The organism is Kitasatospora sp. NPDC003701, from assembly GCF_053587085.1.
Window position 1 is genome coordinate 125,127 of record NZ_JBSFNM010000012.1, and the last position, 22,313, is coordinate 147,439.

Annotated in this window: 18 protein-coding genes; 8 read left to right on the plus strand and 10 right to left on the minus strand. The window is 70.9% G+C overall.

The window, feature by feature from the left end:
* Nucleotides 1-70: 70 nt before the first annotated feature.
* The 5 genes from ACWDRR_RS14430 to ACWDRR_RS14450 form a co-directional block, all read right to left on the minus strand.
* Nucleotides 71-1,135 carry an LppU/SCO3897 family protein gene (locus ACWDRR_RS14430; protein WP_449772485.1) on the minus strand — a complete coding sequence of 355 codons (1,065 nt, stop codon included), beginning with the start codon at nt 1,133-1,135 and terminating at the stop codon, nt 71-73.
* 46 nt (nt 1,136-1,181) lie between these two features.
* A complete protein-coding gene (locus tag ACWDRR_RS14435) occupies nt 1,182-1,862 on the minus strand; it encodes an LppU/SCO3897 family protein (protein ID WP_449772486.1) in 681 nt (226 codons plus the stop codon).
* A 97-nt stretch (nt 1,863-1,959) separates the two neighbouring features.
* The gene (locus tag ACWDRR_RS14440; protein ID WP_449772487.1) at nt 1,960-3,297 is read right to left on the minus strand and encodes an MFS transporter; all 1,338 of its coding nucleotides are present in this window, start codon (nt 3,295-3,297) and stop codon (nt 1,960-1,962) included.
* A 202-nt stretch (nt 3,298-3,499) separates the two neighbouring features.
* Nucleotides 3,500-4,582, minus strand: coding sequence for an inositol-3-phosphate synthase (locus tag ACWDRR_RS14445; RefSeq protein ID WP_449772488.1), 1,083 nt, complete (start codon nt 4,580-4,582; stop codon nt 3,500-3,502).
* Between the two features lie 126 nt (nt 4,583-4,708).
* Nucleotides 4,709-5,395, minus strand: a complete 687-nt coding sequence (locus tag ACWDRR_RS14450) for a helix-turn-helix transcriptional regulator (RefSeq protein ID WP_449772489.1) — start codon at nt 5,393-5,395, stop codon at nt 4,709-4,711.
* Between the two features lie 352 nt (nt 5,396-5,747).
* Between ACWDRR_RS14450 and ACWDRR_RS14455 the strand changes: the two genes are divergently transcribed.
* The gene (locus tag ACWDRR_RS14455; RefSeq protein WP_449772490.1) at nt 5,748-8,405 is read left to right on the plus strand and encodes a transglycosylase domain-containing protein; all 2,658 of its coding nucleotides are present in this window, start codon (nt 5,748-5,750) and stop codon (nt 8,403-8,405) included.
* Nucleotides 8,406-8,676: 271 nt separating this feature from the next.
* Nucleotides 8,677-10,299, plus strand: a complete 1,623-nt coding sequence (locus tag ACWDRR_RS14460) for a glycosyltransferase family 87 protein (protein WP_449772491.1) — start codon at nt 8,677-8,679, stop codon at nt 10,297-10,299.
* 51 nt (nt 10,300-10,350) lie between these two features.
* On the opposite strand, the gene ACWDRR_RS14465 is transcribed toward ACWDRR_RS14460, so the two are convergent.
* The 3 genes from ACWDRR_RS14465 to ACWDRR_RS14475 all read right to left on the minus strand — a co-directional run bounded on the left by ACWDRR_RS14465 (nt 10,351) and on the right by ACWDRR_RS14475 (nt 13,037).
* Entirely contained in the window at nt 10,351-11,385 is a 1,035-nt protein-coding gene (locus ACWDRR_RS14465; RefSeq protein WP_449772492.1) for an alanine racemase, read from the minus strand.
* Between the two features lie 43 nt (nt 11,386-11,428).
* Nucleotides 11,429-12,547 (minus strand): lipid II:glycine glycyltransferase FemX, encoded by a 1,119-nt coding sequence (locus ACWDRR_RS14470; RefSeq protein WP_449772493.1) that lies wholly within the window; start codon nt 12,545-12,547, stop codon nt 11,429-11,431.
* A 190-nt stretch (nt 12,548-12,737) separates the two neighbouring features.
* Nucleotides 12,738-13,037 (minus strand): hypothetical protein, encoded by a 300-nt coding sequence (locus ACWDRR_RS14475; protein ID WP_449772494.1) that lies wholly within the window; start codon nt 13,035-13,037, stop codon nt 12,738-12,740.
* Nucleotides 13,038-13,338: 301 nt separating this feature from the next.
* Here ACWDRR_RS14475 and rpsF point away from each other — a divergent pair, with 301 nt between their 5' ends.
* The 4 genes from rpsF (at nt 13,339) to rplI (ending at nt 15,108) form a co-directional block, all read left to right on the plus strand.
* Nucleotides 13,339-13,629, plus strand: a complete 291-nt coding sequence (gene rpsF, locus ACWDRR_RS14480; protein WP_148643846.1) for a 30S ribosomal protein S6 — start codon at nt 13,339-13,341, stop codon at nt 13,627-13,629.
* A 96-nt stretch (nt 13,630-13,725) separates the two neighbouring features.
* Nucleotides 13,726-14,328, plus strand: coding sequence for a single-stranded DNA-binding protein (locus tag ACWDRR_RS14485; protein WP_449772495.1), 603 nt, complete (start codon nt 13,726-13,728; stop codon nt 14,326-14,328).
* Nucleotides 14,329-14,407: 79 nt separating this feature from the next.
* A complete protein-coding gene (gene rpsR, locus ACWDRR_RS14490; protein ID WP_030304537.1) occupies nt 14,408-14,644 on the plus strand; it encodes a 30S ribosomal protein S18 in 237 nt (78 codons plus the stop codon).
* A gap of 17 nt (nt 14,645-14,661) precedes the next feature.
* Complete coding sequence (gene rplI / locus ACWDRR_RS14495; RefSeq protein ID WP_449772496.1) at nt 14,662-15,108, plus strand: 50S ribosomal protein L9; 447 nt, start codon at nt 14,662-14,664, stop codon at nt 15,106-15,108.
* 132 nt (nt 15,109-15,240) lie between these two features.
* Here rplI and ACWDRR_RS14500 read toward each other — a convergent pair whose 3' ends face one another.
* On the minus strand, nt 15,241-16,569 hold the full coding sequence (locus ACWDRR_RS14500) for an MATE family efflux transporter (RefSeq protein ID WP_449772497.1): 1,329 nt from the start codon (nt 16,567-16,569) through the stop codon (nt 15,241-15,243).
* Nucleotides 16,570-17,149: 580 nt separating this feature from the next.
* Here ACWDRR_RS14500 and dnaB point away from each other — a divergent pair.
* Nucleotides 17,150-19,795, plus strand: a complete 2,646-nt coding sequence (dnaB, locus tag ACWDRR_RS14505) for a replicative DNA helicase (protein WP_449772541.1) — start codon at nt 17,150-17,152, stop codon at nt 19,793-19,795.
* A gap of 83 nt (nt 19,796-19,878) precedes the next feature.
* Here dnaB and manA read toward each other — a convergent pair whose 3' ends face one another.
* Nucleotides 19,879-21,078 (minus strand): mannose-6-phosphate isomerase, class I, encoded by a 1,200-nt coding sequence (gene manA, locus ACWDRR_RS14510; RefSeq protein ID WP_449772498.1) that lies wholly within the window; start codon nt 21,076-21,078, stop codon nt 19,879-19,881.
* Between the two features lie 307 nt (nt 21,079-21,385).
* Here manA and ACWDRR_RS14515 point away from each other — a divergent pair, with 307 nt between their 5' ends.
* Nucleotides 21,386-22,147, plus strand: a complete 762-nt coding sequence (locus tag ACWDRR_RS14515; protein WP_449772499.1) for a polyprenol monophosphomannose synthase — start codon at nt 21,386-21,388, stop codon at nt 22,145-22,147.
* Nucleotides 22,148-22,313: the final 166 nt, after the last annotated feature.

Genomic DNA, 22,313 nt, shown 5'->3' on the forward strand with positions numbered 1-22,313 from the left:
GCACGGCGCGGCAACGCGAGAGGGGTGGCCCGGGACTCCGGAGCCACCCCTCTCGCGTTGCCGCGGGCCGTCAGCTGTTGATCCCCTGGAGGCAGAGGACGTAGCTCAGGGCGGCGGTGGGGGACTCCCGGGTGTAGCTGCTGTCCGAGTTCGGCACGTTGTCGCACGCCTTGTCGTCGCTGGTGGCGAGGATCTTGCGGAGCACCTTGTACTGGGCCCGCGAGTCGGTGCAGGACAGCATCGTGATCCGCGGGTTGGGGTCGTGGGTGGCGCCCGTCCCGTTCTCGTTGCGCAGGCAGTCGCCGGCCTTGGCGCGGTCGATGTCGCTGGGCACCGAGGAGGCCCCGGCCGGGGTGGTCGGCTTCGCCGCGCCCGGGGTGGTGATGCCCGGGATGGGCGGCAGCGAGAACGACGGCATGGGGGGCATGGCGGGCATGGTCACCGCGGTCGGCGAGGGCAGCACCAGCGGGTGGTACGGCGTGGGGCTGCGGTGGTTGGCACCGAGCAGGGCCCCCGTGGTGACCAGGATGATGAACGAGGTGATCGAGAAGATCGGCAGCAGCAGCATCAGCATGTGCGGCCGCTTGGTCAGCGGGACGCCCGGGTCGAGCTGCGGGCCGTGGGTGCCGGGGGCCGGCGGCGGCAGGTCCTTGATCTTGTTGTGGGCGGCCAGGTTCCGCAGCAGGGTGATCGGCGTGATGATCGAGGACAGGTAGCCCCACCAGCCCTGGACCAGGGTGCGGGCCGACATGTCGCGGACCACGGCGGTGCCGCAGGTGCGGCAGAACGGCCCCGGCTGCTTCAGGAACCGCATGATGATGATGATGCCCTGGTGCCCGCGGACGGTCGTCTCCACGGCCGGGAAACCACCGCAGAACCGGCAGACCGGCCCGCCCTGCGGCATCTGCTGGGCGTACCCGGCCTGCTGCGGGTAGCCGTAGCCGGGCGGTGCGGGCTGGGGCGGGGCGGCCTGAGGGGGCACGCCGTACCCGGGTGCGGCCGGCGGCGGCGCGGCCGGGTAGCCGTAGCCGGGCGGGGCCGGCGGCTGGGCGCCGTACGGGTTGCCGGCGGCGTAGGGGTTGCCGTCGGCGGGCGGCGGGGCGCCGTACGGCATCTGGGGAGGTGGAACGGACAAGGGATCCCCCGTGGAAGGTTGCTCGGTGAAAATCGGTGAGAAGGGGTCAGGACTTCTTGACCGGCGGCACACCGGTGGTCAGCGGGCCGAGGCAGAGCACGTAGCGCTTCTTGTTCCAGCGCCGTCCGCTCTTGCCCGAGACCGTGCTGGTCGTCCCGACGGTCTGCTTGCAGCGGGTGGTGTCGGTGCTGTCGGTGAACTTGGCCAGCACCTTGTAATTCGCCTTGGAGTCGGTGCACTTGACGATGTCGACGTCGCGCGAACCGCTGGCCTTGACGCAGTCGCCGGCCTTGGCGCTGCTGACGCTCGGCCCGCTGACGAAGTAGCCGACGATCAGTGCGCCGCCGCCGATCACGGCGACGGCGATCTTCAGCTTGGCCTTGGCCCCGGTCTTCCGCGCCGGCTCGGCGGGCAGCGGCGCGACCGGCTGCTGCCCGTACGGCGGCTGCTGGCCGTACGGGAGCTGGCCGCCGGGCGGCGGACCGTACGGGGGCTGCTGCCCGTACGGCGGTTGCTGGGCGTACCCGGGCGCGGGCTGGACCGGCGGCGCGGCCGGGTAGCCGTACGCCGGTGGCTGGCCGTAGCCGGCGGGCGCCGGCTGGGGCGGGCCGTACTGCGGCGGGGGAGCACCGTACGGCGGACCGCCCTGCGGCGGTACGCCCGGTCCCGGTGCCTGCGGATAGCCGTACTGGGGCGGCGGTCCGTACGGACCGGGCGGTGTGCTCATCAGGTTCTCCCCCGAGACAGAGTGCTGTCGCTGCGACAGATCTGACGTACCTTAGCGACTCGCCCGGACGGGGCAGGTTTCGAGGGGGCGCGCGGTCTCAGGACTGCTGGTCACCGGGGATCGGCCCGGTCCGCCGGGCCGCCCGCAGGTAGAGCACGGCGGCGAGCGCGTACACCAGGGAGACGCCCGCGACCACGGTGACCGAGCGGCCGGAGAGCGGCAGGACCAGTGCCGTCACCACGGCGGCGGCCACGAAGGCGACGTTGAACAGCACGTCGTAGATGGCGAACACGCGGCCGCGGTACTCGTCCTCGACCGACTCCTGGACGACGGTGTCGGCACAGATCTTGGTGCCCTGGGTGACCACGCCGAGCAGCAGGGCTGCGATCAGGCACGGCACCAGGGAGAAGCTCAGGCCGAGCGCGGGCACGAAGACCACCGGCGCGGCCAGGCAGAGCGTCATCCAGCCGGCCAGCCCGAGCCGGCGGGTGCACCACGGACTGATCACCGCCGCGAGGAAGAACCCGGCGGCCGAGAGGCCGACCGCCTGGCCCAGGGTGACCAGCCCGGCGGCGCTGTCCGCCGGATCGTTGAAGGTGTAGCGCGCGAGCATCACCACGACGACGATCAGCACGCCGTAGCAGAACCGGGCCGCGGTGACGGCGGCGAGCGCGTGCACCGCGGGCCGGCAGTCCCGGACCAGGTGGGTGACGGCCGCGCCCAGGTCGCGGGCGGCCGACACCAGCGCCCGGCCCAGCGGGGGGCGGTCGAGGTGGTGCTCGGGCCCCAGCAGGTCCCGGTCCATCCGGCGGGCGGCCAGCGCGGCCGAGAGGTAGAGCACCGCGGCGACGGAGACCAAGGCCGCGTCGGCCGTCGGACCGGGGGTCATCACCTGGTGCAGCAGGAAGCCCAGGCCTCCGCCGGAGGCCGCGGCGACCGTTCCCAGGGTGGGGGAGAGCGCGTTGGCGGTGACGAGCTGGTCCTGCGGCACGACCCGGGGCAGCGCGGCGGACAGGCCGGCCAGGATGAACCGGTTGAGCGCGGTGACCAGCAGCGCGGAGGCGAAGAACAGCGCGGTCGGGGCCTGGACCAGGAGCAGCGCGCCGGTGACGAGGCCGAGCCCGAAGCGGGCCAGGTTGCCGTAGAACAGCACCTGGCGGCGGCGCCAGCGGTCCAGCAGCACGCCGGCGAAGGGGCCGATCACGGAGAACGGCAGCAGCATCACGGCCAGCACCGAGGCGATGTCGGCGGGGGAGGACTGCTTCTCCGGGGAGAAGACCACGTAGGCGGCGAGCGAGACCTGGAAGACGCCGTCGGAGAGCTGGGAGAGCACCCGGGCGGTCAGCAGCCGGCGGAAGTCGCGCCCGCGGAGCAGGCCGAGGAGCGTGGCGCGGTGCGCTTTCTGGTCGGTGCTGCCGTTCTCCGTGATCGCCACCCGCCCAGACTGCCATGGAACCGGCCTGTGTTTCACGTGAAACATTCGCCGGGAAAAGGTGAACGGGCCCACGGCGGACCGTGGACCCGTTCAGCGCCCGGGAGTGCTCGACTCCCGCTGTTCCGTGCTCAGCGCCCAGTGCTCAGTACTCGGCGACCGGCGTCCGGAACCCGGCGCCCGACGATCGGGATCGTCGCCGAGATCAGCGCTCGACCTCGCCCTTGATGAACTTCTCGACGTTCTCGCGGGCCTCGTCGTCGAAGTACTGGACCGGCGGGGACTTCATGAAGTACGAGGACGCGGAGAGGATCGGGCCGCCGATGCCGCGGTCCTTGGCGATCTTCGCGGCGCGCACGGCGTCGATGATGACACCGGCCGAGTTCGGGGAGTCCCAGACCTCGAGCTTGTACTCGAGGTTCAGCGGGACGTCGCCGAAGGCACGGCCCTCGAGGCGGACGTAGGCCCACTTGCGGTCGTCGAGCCACGCCACGTAGTCGGACGGGCCGATGTGGACGTTCTTGGCGCCCAGCTCACGGTCACGGATCTGCGAGGTGACGGCCTGCGTCTTCGAGATCTTCTTGGACTCCAGGCGCTCGCGCTCGAGCATGTTCTTGAAGTCCATGTTGCCGCCGACGTTCAGCTGCATGGTGCGCTCGAGGATGACACCGCGGTCCTCGAACAGCTTGGCCATCACGCGGTGCGTGATGGTGGCGCCGACCTGGGACTTGATGTCGTCACCGACGATCGGCACGCCGGCCTCGGTGAACTTGTCCGCCCACTCCTTGGTGCCCGCGATGAACACCGGCAGGGCGTTCACGAAGGCGACCTTGGCGTCGATGGCGCACTGGGCGTAGAACTTGGCCGCGTGCTCGGAACCGACGGGCAGGTAGCAGACGAGAACGTCGACCTGCTTGTCCTTGAGGATCTGGACGACGTCGACCGGGGCCTCGTCGGACTCCTCGATGGTCTCCCGGTAGTACTTGCCCAGGCCGTCGAGGGTGTGGCCGCGCTGGACGGTGACACCGGTCGGCGGCACGTCGCAGATCTTGATGGTGTTGTTCTCGCTGCTGCCGATGGCGTCGGCCAGGTCGAAGCCGACCTTCTTGGCGTCGACGTCGAAGGCGGCGACGAACTCCACGTCACGGACGTGGTACTCACCGAACTGGACGTGCATCAGGCCGGGGACCTTGCCGGCCGGGTCGGCGTCCTTGTAGTACTCGACACCCTGCACCAGCGACGCGGCGCAGTTGCCCACGCCCACGATGGCTACGCGAACCGAACCCATTCCGGTTGCTCCCTGTGATCTCATGAGTGCCGCCGGTGCTCGGCGGCGCTCGTCCTGCTTCTTCGATGAATGCTTGACGGGCGCGAGGCGCCCACTCCTGCCGCGCGGCACAGGGCTGACGCGGTGTCAGCGCTCCTGGTCGGAGCGCCCCGGGCGGTCGTACGGTGGCCCGGGCGGATCCGGGGATCCGGCCTCCTGGCCACGGCCGTCCGAAGTCTTGTCGGGTCCTGCGGTGTTCGGTCCGGTCCGGCCGCTGCGGTTGGCCCGCTCGGTCTCGATCAGCTCATTGAGCCACCGGACCTCGCGCTCGACCGACTCCAGGCCGTGTCGTTGCAGCTCGACGGTGTAGTCGTCGAACCGCTCGCGGGCCCTGGCGAGCGAGTTGCGCATCCGTTCGAGGCGCTCCTCCAGCCGGCTGCGGCGCCCCTCCAGGACGCGCATCCGCACGGCCCGGTCGGTCTGGCCGAAGAACGCGAAGTGGACGCCGAAGTGCTCGTCCTCCCACGCGTCGGGGCCGGAGTCGGCGAGCAGTTCCTCGAAGCGCTCCTTGCCCTCGGGGGAGAGCCGGTAGACGATCTTGGACCGCTTGCCGTTGAGCGCGGTGGCCGGGACGTACTCGTCGTCCGGGTTGTCCTCCACGAGGAAACCCTGGGCCACCAGGCTCTTCAGACACGGATAGAGCGTTCCGTAGGAGAACGCGCGCAACGTTCCGAGCAGGACGTTGAGCCGCTTGCGCAGCTCGTACCCGTGCATCGGGGCGTCGTGGAGCAGGCCGAGAACGGCGAACTCCAGCACTCCTGAGCGCCTGCCCAATGCCGTCGTCCTCCTTCCTTCCGGCCGCTTCCTGGTCCGCCGTCTCCGGCGGTATGTCGCTCCGATGTATCGGCTCGATATATCGAGAACAGTAAACCTGGGTCCCCGGAGGAGCAAGGGGGGCACGCGTGAATGTGATCACAAGGCGACGCGCGGGTGCGGTTGGCAACGGGCATGTAATGATCTGCTGCCGTTTTGCGGTCATTGGCACTTGATGCCCGATTAGTTGTCATTCTCGGCTGCGTACGCTGTCGCGTGTGCACGAGGACCACCTCCGGGGTTAGGGCGGTTGCGGGCATCGGACGTGAACCCTGCCTTCAGGCTCGACCGCCTGGCGAGGAGTAGCTGGAACATGAGCGAACGACGGCGGAGGTCTGCCGACGGTGGCGGGCAGCCCCCGGGTGACAACGGCCGCCCGGGCGGAGCCGGACAGGACGGGCCAGGCCCGGACGGTCCGGCCCGCAGGCGCCCGGCGGGCCTGCGGGAGACCGCGCAGCAGCCCCGGATGGGCCGTGCCGAGATGCGCAAGGCGGCCCAGAAGGGCGGCAAGCGCGGTGGCGGTGCGGCGGCGGGTGCGGCTGCGGCCGGCGGCAAGCCCGGCAAGCCCGGCAAGAAGCGGTTCATCGACTACCCGCGCTTCGGCAAGCAGGGCGTCCGCCGCTGGCTGCCGTCCTGGAAGCAGTGGCTCACCGGCTTCCTGCTCTTCTTCGCGACCTGCGTGGGCGGGGTCTGGTACGCGTACGCGACCACCACGGTCCCGGAGATCCACGACCTGGTGAACGAGCAGAACAACATCTACTACTGGGCCGACGGCTCGGAGATGACCCGCAAGGGCGAGACCAACCGGCAGATCGTCCCGCTCTCCGACATCAGCCCCAACGTGCAGAACGCCGTCATCGCCGCGGAGAACTCGACCTTCCGCACCGACAGCGGCATCGACCCCATGGGCATGATGCGCGCCGTCTACAACATGGCGACCGGCGGCGAGACCCAGGGCGCCTCGACGATCACCCAGCAGTACGTCAAGAACGCCTACCTGAGCCAGGACCAGACGCTCGGCCGCAAGGTGCGCGAGTTCTTCATCACCCTGAAGGTCAATCAGGAGATGGAGAAGAACGACATCCTGCGGGACTACCTGAACATCAGCTGGTTCGGCCGCGGCGCCACCGGCATCCAGGCGGCCGCGCAGGCGTACTACGGCGTCGACGCCAAGAACCTCGACATCTGCCAGAGCGCCATGCTGGCCGGTCTGCTCAAGGGCGCCGCGCTGTACGACCCCACCAACCCGGCGAACCAGGAACGTGCGGAAGACCGCTGGAAGTGGATCCTGGACCGGATGGTCACCACCAAGAACGCCACGGCGGAGGAGCGGGCCAAGTGCACCGCGTTCCCCACGCCGATCCCGCGCAAGCCGCCGGCCAACATGAACGGCGAGATCAGCTACCTGGTCGACACCGCCAACAAGTTCATCATGACCAAGGACCCGACGATCAGCCAGCAGTCGATCGACAAGGGCGGCTACAAGATCTACACGACCTTCGAGAAGGACAAGGTCGACGCCCTCAAGAAGGCCGTGGACGACGTCAAGGCCGAGACGCTCAACGTGCAGAAGCGCCCGGACAAGGACAACTGGGTCCAGTTCGGCGCGGCCAGCGTCCGCCCGGGTGACGGCGCGATCGTCGCCATATACGGCGGCGACGGCGTGGAGAACCAGCACTTCGACAACAACGCGGACGCCAAGGGCGTCCAGGTCGGCTCGACCTTCAAGCCGTTCGTGCTGGCCGCCGCGATGCAGGTCGGCGTGCAGACCGCGACCGACGACAAGGGCAAGCCCAAGCGGATCAACGCGGACAGCCGCTACCAGTCCGACGACCTGTCCGAGATCCGCAAGCCGGACGGCTCGCTGGTGATCGGCGACGACGGCAAGCCGTACCGGCAGAAGAACGAGGACGCCGGCAAGCGCGGTTACGTCTCGCTGCGGATGGCCATGCAGAACTCCTACAACGTGCCGTTCGTCCAGCTCAACCAGGACGTCGGCGGGCAGAACGTGGCCAACATCGCCGAGGCGATGGGCGTGCGCAAGGAGAGCTTCGCCGACCCCAAGACCCCGACCTTCGCCCTCGGCACCTCCACGGTCAGCCCGATCCGGATGGCCGACGCGTACGCGACCCTGGCGGCGAGCGGCAAGCAGGCCGAGCCGTACTCGGTGACCAAGGTCGAGGTGAAGGGGCAGGCGCGGCCCGGCTTCAACAAGCCCGAGCTCAAGCAGGCCCTGGAGCCCGCAGTCGCCGACAACGTCACCGACGTGCTGGTGAACGTGGCGAAGAACGGTACCGGCTCCAAGAGCAACGCGCTGGGCCGCCCGGTGGCCGGCAAGACCGGTACCACCGACCAGAACAAGTCGGCCTGGTGGGTCGGCTACACCCCGCAGCTGTCCACCAGCGTCGCGATGTGGCGCGAGGACCCGGCCAAGCACGAGCGGCTGTCGCTCAACGGCACCGGCGGCAAGGACTCGGTGCACGGTGGTGACACCCCGACCGACATCTTCACCCGGTACATGAAGGCCGCCCTGGCCAACGAGAAGAAGATGGACTTCCCGACGCCGCAGCCGATCGGCAGCCAGGTCGACTCCTCCGGCGCGCCCAGCACGGCCAGCCCCTCGACCTCGCCCTCGGCGACCGAGACCATGGCCACCACCGCTCCGGACCCGGGCGCCCAGCAGCCGACGCAGCCGACCACCACCCAGGGGCCGGCCTGCGTCCCCGGTGTGGACTGCCCGGGCACGGTGCCGACGCAGCCGCCGACCAAGACCCAGCCGCCGACCGGTGGCGGCGGTGGCGGCGGTGGCGGCGGGGCCTCGCCCAGCTGCATCATCCCGGGGCTCTGCGGTACTCCGCAGCCGTCGGCGTCGACCGGCTCGACGGCCCCCTCGCCCAGCAGCACCAAGCCGACCAGGCCGACCACCTCGCCCAGTTCGACGGGCGGGGCCCAGCAGGGCGCGGCACCCTGACGCGCGGCGCCGATCGGCGCTGAACGGTGCTGAACGGCGCTGAACGACGGCGAACCGGCTGAACGGCGGTGGCGGCCCTCTTCGGAGGGCCGCCACCGCCGTTTCGTCGTCCCCCCGCCGGCTCCCGCTCCGCCCGGTCCGGCCCGGTCGGGCTCGGTCGGCGTCGTGGGCGCCGTCATTTTCGCCGTTTGGTCATGAATCGCCGGATCGGGCCGGAGCCCGCCCGGGGGCCTCCTCGTCCAGCCGGGACAGGTGCGGCAGGATGTCCGGCATGACGTCGAGCGCTCGTGACGAATCCGTCGGCCAGATCGGGCCCATCGAGGCCTCCGGGCCCGCCCCGGCGGCGCCCGCCACGGCCACGGCCACCGCTGTCGCCACGGCCACGGCCAAGGCCGTGCCGCCCGCCAACACCGTGGTCGTCCCGGCGGACGAGGACCCGGTGGCCGCGGCCGGCAGCGAGGTGTTCGGCGGACCGCCCGGCCGGCGCGCGCTGCTGGGCGTCTCCTGGTGGATCCCGGCGCGCTTCCTGGCGCTCGTGGTGATCGTGGTCTCGGTGCTGGGCATGGCGCAGAAGCTGCCCTGCTACGACGCCGCCTGGTTCCAGCCGGGTTCGCCGCAGTACATCCACGCCTGCTACAGCGACATCCCGCACCTGTTCTCCGGGCGCGGCTTCGCGGCCGGTCTGCACCCCTACGTGGACCGCATCCCGGGCACCTCGGGCGATCTGCAGTACCTCGAGTACCCGGTGCTGACCGGCCTGTTCATGCAGATCGCGGCCTGGCTGACGCCCGGCGGCGGGTCCGGCCAGCAGCAGGAGCAGTGGTTCTGGGCGATCAACGCGGGCCTGCTGATGGCCTGCGCGGTGGTCGCCGTGGTCGCGCTCTCCCGCACCCACCGGCGCCGCCCCTGGGACGCGCTGATGTTCGCGCTCGCCCCCTGCCTGCTGCTGAACGCCACCATCAACTGGGACCTTCTGGCGGTCGCGCTGGCCGCCGTCGGGATGGCCTGGTGGGCCGGCTCGCGGCCGGTCTGGGCCGGCGTCCTCATCGGGCTGGCCACCGCCGCCAAGCTCTACCCCCTGCTGCTGATCGGCCCGCTGCTGCTGCTCTGCTGGCGGGCCGGGCGGTGGCGCGAGTTCCGGGCGATGCTGGGCGGCGCGGTCGGTGCCTGGCTGCTGGTCAATCTGCCGATCATGATCGCCAACTGGCAGGGCTGGTCGACCTTCTACGTCTTCAGCAAGCACCGCACCGAGGACTACGGCTCCTTCTGGCTGATCCTGATGCAGAGCCGGGGCGTCGGTCTGGAGAACCTCGACACCTTCATCGCGGTGCTGATGGTGCTGTCCTGCCTGGGGATCGGCTGGCTGGCCCTCTCGGCGCCCCGCCGCCCGCGCTTCGCCCAGCTGGCCTTCCTGGTGGTGGCCGCGTTCGTCCTGTTCAACAAGGTGTACTCGCCGCAGTACGCGCTCTGGCTGCTGCCGCTCGCGGTGCTGGCCCGGCCGCGCTGGCGGGACTTCCTGATCTGGCAGGCCTGCGAGGTGCTCTACACCCTGGGCATCTGGTCCCACCTGGGCTTCGTCACCGGGCCCAAGCAGCACGGGATCGGCGAGTCCTGGTACCACTTCGCCATCGTGCTGCACCTGCTCGGCACGCTCTACCTGTGCGGCATGGTGATCCGCGACATCCTGCTGCCGGACCGCGACCCGGTGCGCTGGGACGGCACGGACGACCCGTCCGGAGGGGTGCTCGACCAGGCCCCGGACGTCTTCGTGGTCGGCACCGCCCGGCAGCTGCGCGAGGAGGCGAGCTACGCCGGCTTCGCGCCGGCCGGCCCCGAGCAGTGGCTCGACGACGAGCCGCACACCCCGGAGACGGCCTGGAGCACCAAGCCGTAGCGGGGTGGGGGTGGGGGTCCCGTCCGGCCGGGACGGGACCCCCGGCACGTTCTAGCGGTCCACCACGCGGTCGAAGTGCGTGGTGGTGTGCCGGACCTGGAGGACGAGTTCGTCACCGACCACCGGCGGCTTGGTCTCGTTGTCCAGGAGGAGCAGCGAGACCTGCATGTGCGGCGGCTCGGCGAACCAGAGCTGCTTGCCGGCCCAGTTGAACGGCGACTTGGTCTTGTTGACCGTCGCCAGGCCGGCCCGGGCGATGCCCTTGGCCCGGGAGGACATCCCCTGGACGTACTTGGGCGCCTCCAGGCCGATGCCGTGCGCGGTGCCGCCGGCGACCACCAGCAGGTGGCCGTCGGTCGGCGCCGGGTGCTGGCGGTAGCCGTAGCGGTCGCCCTTCGCGACCGGGGTGACGTCCAGCACCGTCGCCCGGACCTCCAGCGCACCGTGGTCGCCGAGCCAGAGCCGGGTGCCGATCCGGGCCCGGAAGACGGTGTCCGGGTAGCGCTGGGCCAGCTTCTCCATGCCAGCCGCGCCGAGGTGGCTGACGAACACGGTGTGCACGGGGATCCCGGCCGCCCGGGCGGTGTCCACCCAGTGGGCCACCTCGTCCACCGGGTCGGAGCCGTCCGGCCGGTCCATCGGCAGGTGCAGCGCCAGGCCCTCGAAGGAGACGCCGTCCAGCTCGGCGGCGACCGCCGGCAGGTCGGCCGCGCTCACCCCGTGCCGGCGCATGGTGGTCATGCACTCCACCACCACCCGGGCGCCGTGCAGCGCGCGCAGCCCGTCCAGGCTCGCCACCGTCCGGATCACCCGGGCGTGCGGCAGCGGCAGCACCTCCTCGCCGACCCGGTACGGGGTGAGCACCAGCAGCTCGCCGCCGTACCAGTCGGCCGCGTCGGCCGCCTCGTAGGCGGTGCCGACGGCCAGCACCCCGGTGCCGAGCAGGGTCGCCTCCTCGGCGAGCCGGTGGTTGCCCAGGCCGTAGCCGTTGCCCTTCGCCACCGGCACCAGGCCGGGGAACTCGGCCAGGACGGAGCGCTGGTGGGTGCGCCAGCGTTCGGTGTCGAGGTAGAGCGACAGCGTCATCGGGTCATCTCCCAGAGGGTGTTGGGCACGGCGGGCAAGCGGCTCAGCGGCGCGACATGTAGAGGTCGAGCGCCTTGTGCAGCAGCTTGTTGAGCGGGAAGTCCCACTCACCGAGGTACTCGGCGGCCTGGCCGCCGGTGCCGACCTTGAACTGGATCAGGCCGAACAGGTGGTCGTTCTCGTCCAGGGTGTCGCTGATGCCGCGCAGGTCGTACACACCGCCGCCGAGCGCGTAGGAGTCGCGCATCATCCGCCACTGGATCGCGTTGGACGGCTTGACCTCGCGCTTGTGGTTGGCCGAGGCGCCGTAGGAGTACCAGACGTGCTCGCCGACCACCAGCATCGTGGTCGCGGCCAGCGGCTCGCCCTCGTGGTAGGCGATGTACAGCCGCATGCGGTTCGGGTCCTCCGAGGTGAGGGCCTTCCACATGCGCTGGAAGTACGCCAGCGGGCGCGGGGTGAAGCGGTCGCGCTCGGCGGTCACCAGGTACAGCTGGTGGAAGATCGGCAGCTCGTCGTAGCCGCCCTGGACCACCTCGACGCCGCTCTTCTCGGCCTTCTTGATGTTGCGGCGCCAGAGCTGGTTGAAGCCCTTCTGGATGTCGTCCAGCGAGCGGTTGGCCAGCGGCACCTGGAAGACGTAGCGCGGCTGGACGTCGCCGAAGCCGGCGCCGCCGTCCTCGCCCTGCAGCCAGCCGGCCTTGCGGAGCCGGTCGGCCACCTCGAAGGCGCGCGGCTCGTACCAGTCGGCCTCGATGTCGCGCAGGCGCTTGGCCTGCTTGCCGGCGATGGCCTCCTTGATGGTGGGCGCGTCCCAGCGGCGGATCACCACCGGCGGGCCCATCTTCACCGAGAACGCGCCCTGCGACTTGAGGTGCGCCAGCATCGGGGAGAGCCAGCGGTCGAGGTCGCGGTCGAACCAGTCGATCACCGGGCCCTCGGGCAGGTACGCCAGGTAGCGCTTGACCTTCGGCAGCTGCCGGTAGAGCACCAGGCCGGCGCCGACGATCTGGTTGGACTCGTCGATCCAGCCGATCGACTCCGTACGCCACTCCGCCTTCACGTCGCCCCAGGACGGCACCTGCATGTGGCTGGCAGAGGCGCGGCTCCTGATGAAGGCGAGATGCTCCTCGCGGGTGATCGTCCTCAGGCGCAGGCTCATGCTCGGTGCTCCTCGTCGGTCGGGCTGCGGTGGGCCCCAGGTTCTCGGGCTGACCTTATCGTCCGGGGCACCGGCGCCTGCGGCTGCGGGCGTGGCGGCGCCCCCGTCACCTACCTGTCTCACTGCATAGGTACGTGACGGGGGCGCCGAGGGTTCCTTCCGGAGGGTCCCGGACGGGAGTGCGGGGTCGCTAGCCCCAGAGGCCGCCGTGGGCCATGCCCAGGTAGAAGCCGAACGCGGAGGCGGTGAGGCTGATCACCAGGACGAAGCGCTCGGCCGTGGTGACGGAGACGAACTGTCCCCAGAGGCCGGTGGCGACGCCGAAGAGCCCGCTCCAGGAGCTCAGCAGGTGGAGGTTGTCGAAGAACGAGGTCGTGAAGGCCAGTACGCCCAGCAGCGCGGTGATGCCGACCAGGGTGTTCTCGCGGGGGTGCCGGTGGCCGTCGGTGTTCAGGGTGAGGGCGGGGAACCGGTGCATGGTCTGGGCCATGAGTCCTACCTCCTGGCGTGGAGACGAACGAGCAGGAAACCCGTTCCGTCCAGATTGCGGCGATTGGGGCACGGATCACAACCCCTATGCATTTTGTTCGGCCGTCCGGGTGCGGGTAGGCTGTGCCGTCTGCACTGGTGTAGTTGTGCCCCCTTGCGCCCTCTTTCGGGTGGACGGGGCTCGAATGTCGGACCCGGCCGCTACGGTGAGCCGGTGTCGTCACTACTCCGGTGCCGACGCTGCACAACCCTCCTGCCACGGAGAGACCGTGGCCGCTGAGTCCAAAGGAGGTGGGTTACTCATGCGTCACTACGAGCTGATGGTCATCCTCGACCCCTCGGTTGAGGAGCGCGCTGTCGCCCCCCTGATCGAGAACTTCCTCACTGTCGTCCGCAACGGCGGCGGCAAGGTGGAGAAGGTCGACACCTGGGGCCGTCGCCGTCTGGCTTACGAGATCAACAAGCAGTCCGAGGGCATCTACTCGGTCATCGACCTCAAGGCCACGCCTGAGGTCGTCAAGGAGCTCGACCGCCAGCTTGGCCTGAGCGAGTCGGTTCTGCGGACCAAGGTCCTGCGCCCGGACACCCACTGAGCCACCTCTGAGGCCTTCGGGTCTCGGGTAGCTCGCGTCCGCTGTTTCACGTGAAACAGCGGTGAACGGAACTCTTCCGGAGAGGTCATCACCACCATGGCAGGCGAGACCGTCATCACCCTCGTCGGCAATCTCGTCGACGACCCCGAGCTGCGCTTCACCCCGTCGGGTGCGGCGGTCGCGAAGTTCCGCATCGCGTCCACTCCCCGCACCTTCGACCGCCAGACGAACGAGTGGAAGGACGGCGAGAGCCTCTTCCTCACGTGCAACGTCTGGCGGCAGCCGGCGGAGAACGTCGCCGAGTCGCTGCAGCGCGGCATGCGCGTCATCGTGCAGGGCCGACTGCGCCAGCGGTCTTACGAGACCAAGGAAGGCGAGAAGCGGACGGTCTTCGAGGTCGAGGTCGACGAGGTGGGCCCGAGCCTGCGTTCGGCGACCGCGAAGGTCACCCGGGCCAACCGGTCCGGCGCTCCCGGCGGCGGCGGCTTCGGCGGCGGCCAGCAGGGCGGCGGCGGCCAGGGCGGCAACTGGGGCGGCGGTGGCGGCCAGCAGGGCGGCAACTGGGGTGGAAACTCCGGTGGCCAGTCCGGCCCGTCCGACGACCCGTGGGCGTCCAGCGCTCCCTCTGGTGGAAACCAGGGCGGCGGCAGCTGGGGCGCTCCGTCCGGTGGCGGCTTCTCGGAAGAGCCCCCGTTCTAAGAGCTGACAGATTTCGTGCGGCCCGGCGGCCGGCGTCGTGAGACGCCTGCCGGGCCGTGAACCCCAAATGGAGCACACAATGGCGAAGCCGCCTGCTCGCAAGCCGAAGAAGAAGGTTTGCGTCTTCTGCAAGGACAAGGTCAACTACGTTGACTACAAGGACACGAACCTGCTGCGGAAGTTCATCTCCGACCGCGGCAAGATCCGTGCCCGCCGGGTGACCGGCAACTGCACCCAGCACCAGCGTGACGTCGCCACGGCCGTGAAGAACAGCCGTGAGATGGCGCTGCTGCCCTACACCAGCACCGCGCGCTAAGAGAGGGTGACCAAGTAATGAAGATCATCCTCACGCACGAGGTGCCGGGTCTCGGCTCCGCCGGCGAGGTCGTCGAGGTCAAGGACGGCTACGCCCGCAACTTCCTGGTCCCGCGTGGCTTCGCCATCCGCTGGACCAAGGGCGGCCAGAAGGACGTCGACGCGATCCGTCGCGCCCGCAAGATCCACGAGATCCAGACCCTCGAGGCCGCCAACGAGGTCAAGGGCAAGCTCGAGGGCGTCCAGGTCAAGCTGGCCGTTCGTTCGGGCGAGGCCGGCCGTCTGTTCGGTTCGGTGACCCAGGCCGATGTCGTCGAGGCCATCAAGGCCGCCGGCGGCCCGGTCGTGGACAAGCGCGCCGTCGCGATCGCCTCGCCGATCAAGACCGTGGGCACCCACAAGGTCTCGGTCAAGCTGCACGCCGATGTCCAGGCCAACCTCGACGTCGCCGTCGTCGCTGCCTGAGCTCCGTAGCTGTGGCCCGAGGGCCGGTCTCCCCCTCCAGGGGAGGCCGGCCCTCGGTCGTTCCCGGCCCGGTGCCGCGGGCCCCGGCCTGCCAAGGCGCCGCCCCGGTGCCGCGGGCCCCGGCCGGCGGGCTCAGGCCCGCACCGCGCCGGTGACCAGCCACTTGCCGCTCCGGGCACGTTGGGCCAGGAACGCCGCGCGGACCAGCATGAACAGGTTCATCGCCCACCAGAGCCCGGCCAGACCGGTGCCGCTGGCCGGCACCGCGAGGGCCACCGGGGCGAAGACCGCCAGCGTGGCGAGCATCGCCCAGGCCAGGTAGGGGCCGTCGCCGGCGCCCATCAGCACCCCGTCCAGCACGAAGACCAGGCCGGAGACCGGCTGGCAGAGCGCGAGCAGCAGCAGGACGGTGTTCAGCTGCCCCTGCACCACCGGGTCGGGGGTGAACAACGGGACGTACAGCGGGCGGGCGACCACCACCAGCAGGCCGAGCACCACCCCGGAGCCGATGCCCCACTCGATCATCCGCCGGGTCGCGGCCTTCGCCCCGAGGACGTCCTCGGCGCCCAGGTGGCGGCCGATGATCGCCTGCCCGGCGATGGCGATGGCGTCCAGCGCGAAGGCGATGAAGAGGAACACCGTCATGGCGATCTGGTGGGCCGCGATCGAGTCGTCACCGAGTCCGGCGGCGACCGCGGTGGCGATCATCAGGATCGCGCGCAGGCTCAGCGTGCGGACCATCAGCGGTCCGCCGGCCCGGGCGCAGGCCCGGATGCCCGCCGCGTCCGGTCGCAGCGAGGCGCGCTCCCGGCGGGCCCCGCGCACCACCACGAACAGGTAGGCGGCGGCCATCCCGGTCTGCGCCAGCACGGTGCCCCAGGCCGAGCCGGCCACCCCGAGCCCGGCGCCGTAGACCAGGCCGGCGTTCAGGCCGAGGTTGGCGGCGAACCCCGCGACCGCCACCAGCAGCGGCGTGCGGGTGTCCTGGAGGCCGCGCAGCACCCCGGTGGCGGCCATCACCATCAGCATCGCCGGGATGCCGAGCGCGCTGATCCGCAGGTACGTCACGGCGTAGGGCGCGGCGGTGGCCGAGGCGCCCAGCAGGTCGGCCGTCCAGGGCGCCAGCAGCAGGGTCAGGGCGACCACGACGAGCGAGAGCGCGAGGGCCAGCCAGATGCCGTCGATGCCCTGCTGGACGGCGGCCCGGCGGTCCCCGGCGCCGATCCGGCGGGCGACCGCCGCGGTGGTCGCGTAGGCGAGGAAGACGAAGACGCCGGTGGCGGTGGCGAGAGCGGCCGAGGCGACACCCACACCGGCCAGCTGGGAGGTGCCGAGATGGCCCACGATGGCCGAGTCGGCCAGCAGGAACAGCGGCTCGGCGACCAGGGCGCCGAAGGCCGGGACGGCCAGGGCGAGGATCTCCCGGTCGTGCCGGCGGCGGTCGATGGTGGGGGCGGTCATGGGGTCAAGGCTACTCATCCACAGGTAATGACCGCCAGGTAGTTTGGAGTGTTACTCGAAATCTTGAGCGACCACGGTGCGGCGGTGTGTGTCCACGGCCACCCGGCTGTGTGTGAAGAATTTCTCATGCACAGCCCCGGGAAGGGGTAATCCCAGGTCAGTAAGTTGACAGTGGAGCGATGGTCAGGTTATCCACAGGGCTTTCCACAGGGGCGTCCACAGGTTTGCGGTACTTCTCCACAGCCTCCGGCCGGTCGTCCACACCCCCTGTGGATAACCGCCTTGGCTGAAGGGCTCCCGGCGCCTTAGCGTGGGCTCTCCGCCCGACACTCCCACCCGCCCCGGCGTCCGATTTGTCGGTGCGGTGGCGTAGAAAGAGGGGCGCGGCTCCGCTCCACCCAGCCACCGGCAAGGCCCGCTCCAACTCGCACCACTCGCTGATCGGGGAACACGCGTGACCGGCCCCCAGTACGACGACCACGACGCCCCGCCGCCGGAGGAGGACTGGCAGACCGCGGACGACCCCTTCCCCGTCGGTGCCTTCGCCGACGCGCCCTTCCCGGACGGCCCCGGCGACCGCCTGCCGGTCTCGCGCGGGCGCGGCCAGGGTTCGGGCCAGGGCTCCGGTTCGGGTTCCGGATCGGGCTCGGGCGGATTCCAGGGCGGCGGCTTCCAGAAGGGCGGCAAGGGCTCGGGCGGGTTCCAGCGCGACGGCGGCAAGCGGCGCCAGGACGACGAGGACGAGCGCTCCGGCGCCGACGGCTTCGAGCGGGTGCCCCCGCAGGACCTCGCCGCCGAGCAGTCCGTCCTCGGCGGCATGCTGCTCTCCAAGGACGCCATCGCCGACGTGGTCGAGGTGCTCAAGCCGGCCGACTACTACCGGCCCGCGCACGAGCTGATCCACGGCGCGATCCTCGACCTCTACGCCCGCGGCGAGCCGGCCGACCCCATCACCGTGGCCGGCGAGCTGACCAAGCGCGGCGAGCTGGTCCGGGTCGGCGGCCCCGGCTACCTGCACACCCTGGTCAACTCCGTCCCCACCGCGGCCAACGCCGAGTACTACGCCGAGATCGTCCACGAGCGCGCGGTGCTGCGCCGCCTGGTCGAGGCCGGCACCCGGATCGCGGGCATGGGCTACGCCGCCGAGGGCGACGTCGACGAGATCGTCAACGCGGCCCAGGCGGAGATCTACGCCGTCACCGAGCAGCGGACCAACGAGGACTACGCGCCGCTCTCCGACATCATGGAGGGCGCCCTCGACGAGATCGAGGCGATCGGCTCCCGCAACGGCCAGATGTCCGGCGTGCCGACCGGCTTCGCCGACTTCGACCAGCTCACCAACGGCCTGCACCCCGGCCAGATGATCGTCATCGCCGCCCGCCCGGCCATGGGCAAGGCCCTGGCGCTGGACACTCCGCTGCCGACTCCGGACGGCTGGACCACCATGGGGGAGGTCCGGACGGGCGACTACCTGCTCGACGCCTCCGGCAGGCCGACCCGGGTGGTGGCTGCCACCGAGGTGATGACGGAGCGGCCGTGCTTCGAGGTCCTGTTCGACGACGGTACGTCCGTCGTCGCCGACGCGGACCACCAATGGCTGACCGAGACCCGCGCCTCGCGCAGGTCCGCGCAGGCGGTCCGGGCCGGTGGCGACGGCGGCCGGGGTACGTCGGGCTCGGTCCGGACGACCAAGGAGATCGCCGGGACCCTTCGCTGCAACACGGCCGACGGACGGGCCAACCACTCGGTGCGGAACACGGCGGCACTGGACCTCCCGGACCGCGACCTGCCCGTACCGCCGTACACCCTGGGCGCCTGGCTGGGTGACGGCCACGGTGACGCCGCCAGGATCACGTCGGCGGACCCGGAGGTCGTCCGGCGCATCGAGGGCGAGGGCTTCGAGGTCCGGCAGGTGGGTACGTCACCGACCTACGCCGTGCGGTTCGCCGTGGAGCGACCGGAGCCCCCGGAGCGGGCCTGTGTGGACTGCGGCAGCGAGTGCTCCTCGGCGTCCTCCGAACCGCGCTGCACCCCCTGCGGCAGGAACCACGAGAGCCTCCTCGTGGTGCTGCGGACCATGGGCGTCCTGGGGAACAAGCACATCCCCGTGGAGTACCTCCGGGCTTCCGTCGCTCAGCGCCGGGCGCTGCTCGCCGGGCTCCTCGACGCGGACGGGACCGTCACGAGGACGGGATCGGTGCGGTTCGCGGTCACCGACAGGGCGCTGGCCGAGGATTTCCGTGATCTTGTGGTCGGTCTCGGTCACCGGTGCGGTATGAGCACCGAGCCGGTCAAGGGGCGCTCCGAGGAGTCGTCCACGGCCTACATCGTCACGTTCAGTCCGGAGGACGAGGTCTTCGGGCTGGAGCGGAAGCGGACCGCGCACGCGGACCGCCGACGTCCCGGCACCGCGAGGCTGAAGCAGCGCTACATCGTGGGCGTTCGCGAGATCGACAGCGTCCCCGTCCGCTGTGTCGAGGTGGACAACGCGGACCACCTCTACCTGGCCACCCGGGCGATGGTTCCCACGCACAACTCCACGCTGGCGCTGGACTTCGCGCGCGCCTGCTCGATCCAGCACAAGCTGCCGAGCGTGATCTTCTCCCTCGAAATGGGGCGCAACGAGATCGCGATGCGCCTGCTCTCGGCCGAGGCCCGGGTGGCGCTGCACCACATGCGCTCCGGGAACATGACGGACGACGACTGGACCAGGGTCGCCCGCCGGATGCCGGACGTCAGCGAGGCACCGCTGTTCATCGACGACTCGCCGAACCTGTCGATGATGGAGATCCGCGCCAAGTGCCGCCGGCTCAAGCAGCGCAACGACATCAAGCTGGTCGTCATCGACTACCTCCAGCTGATGCAGTCCGGCGGCTCCCGCCGGGCCGAGAACCGCCAGCAGGAGGTCTCCGACATGTCGCGAAACCTCAAGCTGCTGGCCAAGGAGCTGGAGGTGCCGGTGATCGCGCTCTCCCAGCTGAACCGTGGTCCCGAACAGCGCACCGACAAGCGGCCGATGGTCTCCGACCTGCGTGAATCCGGCTCGATCGAGCAGGACGCCGACATGGTCATCCTGCTCCACCGCGAGGACGCCTACGAGAAGGAGTCCCCGCGCGCCGGTGAGGCCGACCTGATCGTCGCGAAGCACCGTAACGGCCCGACGGCCACCATCACGGTGGCCTTCCAGGGCCACTACTCGCGCTTCGTCGACATGACGCGGGACTGACCGGGCCGCTCCGGCAGGCCGAAGGGCCCGTACCCCCGGTGGGGTGCGGGCCCTTCGGGGCGTGGGCTTCGGGTGCGGCCGGGTCAGAGGGTGACGGTGGCGCGGAAGACGGTGGCGTCGGTGCCGTCGAGCCGGGTGTCGGTGCCGGTCGCGGGGAGGAAGGCCGACTCGCCGCGGGCGAGGTCCAGGGTGCTGCCGTCGGCGGCGGTGAGCCGGGCGCCGCCGGCGGTGCAGAGCAGGATCTGCGGGGCCCGGCCGTCGAGTCGGCGCTCCCGGCCGTCCAGGGTGAAGCGGGAGAGCCGGAACTCGTCGACGGGGACGGGGTAGAGCTCCTCGCCGGGGGTGTCGGCGACGGCGGTCGGCCGCAGCAACTCCGGTGCGCTGGAGGCGAATTCCACGACCTTGAGGAGCTCCGGCAGGTCGATGTGCTTGGGCGTGAGCCCGGCCCGCAGGACGTTGTCGGAGTTGGCCTGCAACTCGACGCAGACACCGTGCAGATAGGCGTGCGGCACGCCCGCGCCGAGGTAGAGCGCCTGGCCGGGCCGGAGCCGGACGGCGTTGAGCAGCAGTCCGGCGATCAGGCCGCGGTCGCCGGGGAACTCGCGGGTGATCCGGCTGTACAGCGCGTACGGCCCGTCCGGGTCGCCGGCGGCGGCCTTGTCGACCGCCTCGGCGGTGTCCCGGACGGCCGCGGCGGCGGTGGCGTCGTCCATGGTGAGGACGGCGGCCAGGGTGGTGCGCAGCGCCTCGGCCTCGTCCTCGGCGCCCAGCAGCGCGATCAGCGGGTCGAGCGCCGCCACCTTCAGCCCGGCCAGCAGGGCGGCCGCCCCGGCCGGGGTGCGGAACCCGCAGAGGCCGTCGAACTCGTCGAGCGCGCAGATGAGTTCGGGCTTGTGGTTGGCATCGCGGTAGCTGCGGTGCGGGGCGTCCGGCGGGATGCCCAGGGCGTTCTCCGCGGCGTACCCGGCGCGGGCCTGGTCCAGGGTGGGGTGGGCCTGGATGGAGAGCGGGATGCCGGCGGCCAGGACCTTGAACAGGAATGGCAGGGCGGGGCCGAACCGGGCCACGGTGGCGGCGCCCAGCTCGCCCTCGGGGTCGGCGGCGATGAGCTCGTCCAGCGTGCGGGGCCCCTCGCCCCGGTCGGCGCGGGAGGGCGCGCCGGGGTGGGCGCCCATCCACAGCTCGGCCTGCGGTTCCCCGGTCGGTTCCTGCCCGAGCAGCTCGGGGAGTGCGGTGAGCGACCCCCAGGCGTACGGGCGGACAGTGTTGACGAGCCTGTCCATGCGCGCGGTCCTGCTCCTTTGCTGCAGTGGCTGGTGTGCCGGATCGCCGGGAGACGGCCCGGCGAGCGGGTGGTCCGGGCAAAGGCTGGGCATCGACCCTAGCCGACCGGTGCCGTCGGGAGGGAAACGGCCGTGGTCGGCCGGGAGTGCCGGAGCCGTACCGGCTGTTCGAGGACGCGGTAGTAGGATGCCAGGACGCAGTAGTTTCCACAGTGGTCCCAGGTCGGCGGGATGTCGACGGGGACCGCGTCTCAGAGTGCGGGCAACGGTGACTGGCACTTCCCGCCACCGGCCGAGAGGTTTGTACGTGACCGTGAACCAGCAGAGTTTTGCTGATCTCGGCAGGGTGCTGGTGATCATTCCGACGTTCAACGAGGCGGAGAACGTCGAGCGGATCGTCGGACGGGTCCGTGCGGCCGTGCCCGAGGCCCATGTCCTGGTCGCCGACGACAACAGCCCTGACGGCACCGGCGAGCTGGCCGACAAGCTGGCCGCCGAGGACCCGAACGTGCAGGTCATGCACCGCCGGGGCAAGGAGGGGCTGGGCGCCGCCTACCTGGCGGGCTTCCGCTGGGGCATCGACAACGGCTACGACGTCCTGGTCGAGATGGACGCGGACGGTTCGCACCAGCCCGAGGAGCTGGACCGGCTGCTGAGCGCGCTGCGCGGCGCCGACCTGGTGCTCGGTTCGCGCTGGGTGCCGGGCGGCCGGGTGGTGAACTGGCCGAAGTCGCGCCTGCTGCTCTCGCGCGGCGGCTCGACGTACTCGCGGCTGATGCTGAACGTGCCGATCCGCGACGTCACCGGCGGCTACCGGGCCTTCCGCAAGGAGACCCTGCTCGGTCTGGGCATGGACGAGGTCGCCTCGGCCGGCTACTGCTTCCAGGTCGACCTGGCCTGGCGGACGGTGAAGGCCGGCTTCAAGGTGGCCGAGGTGCCGATCACCTTCGTGGAGCGCGAGCTGGGTGCCTCCAAGATGAGCCGGCACATCGTGCTGGAGGCGCTGTGGCGCGTCACCTCCTGGGGTGTCGCCGACCGCTTCGCCAAGCTGACTGCTCGCAAGGGCTGACCGGCAGGCACGAGCGCGGCCGAGCAGAAGAGCCGCCAAGCAGAAGAGCCGCCGAGCAGAAGAGCCGCCAAGCAGAAGAGCCGCCAAGCAGAAGAGCCGCCAAGCAGAAGAGCCGCCAAGCAGAAGAGCCGCCAAGCAGAAGAGCCGCCAAGCAGAAGAGCCGCCA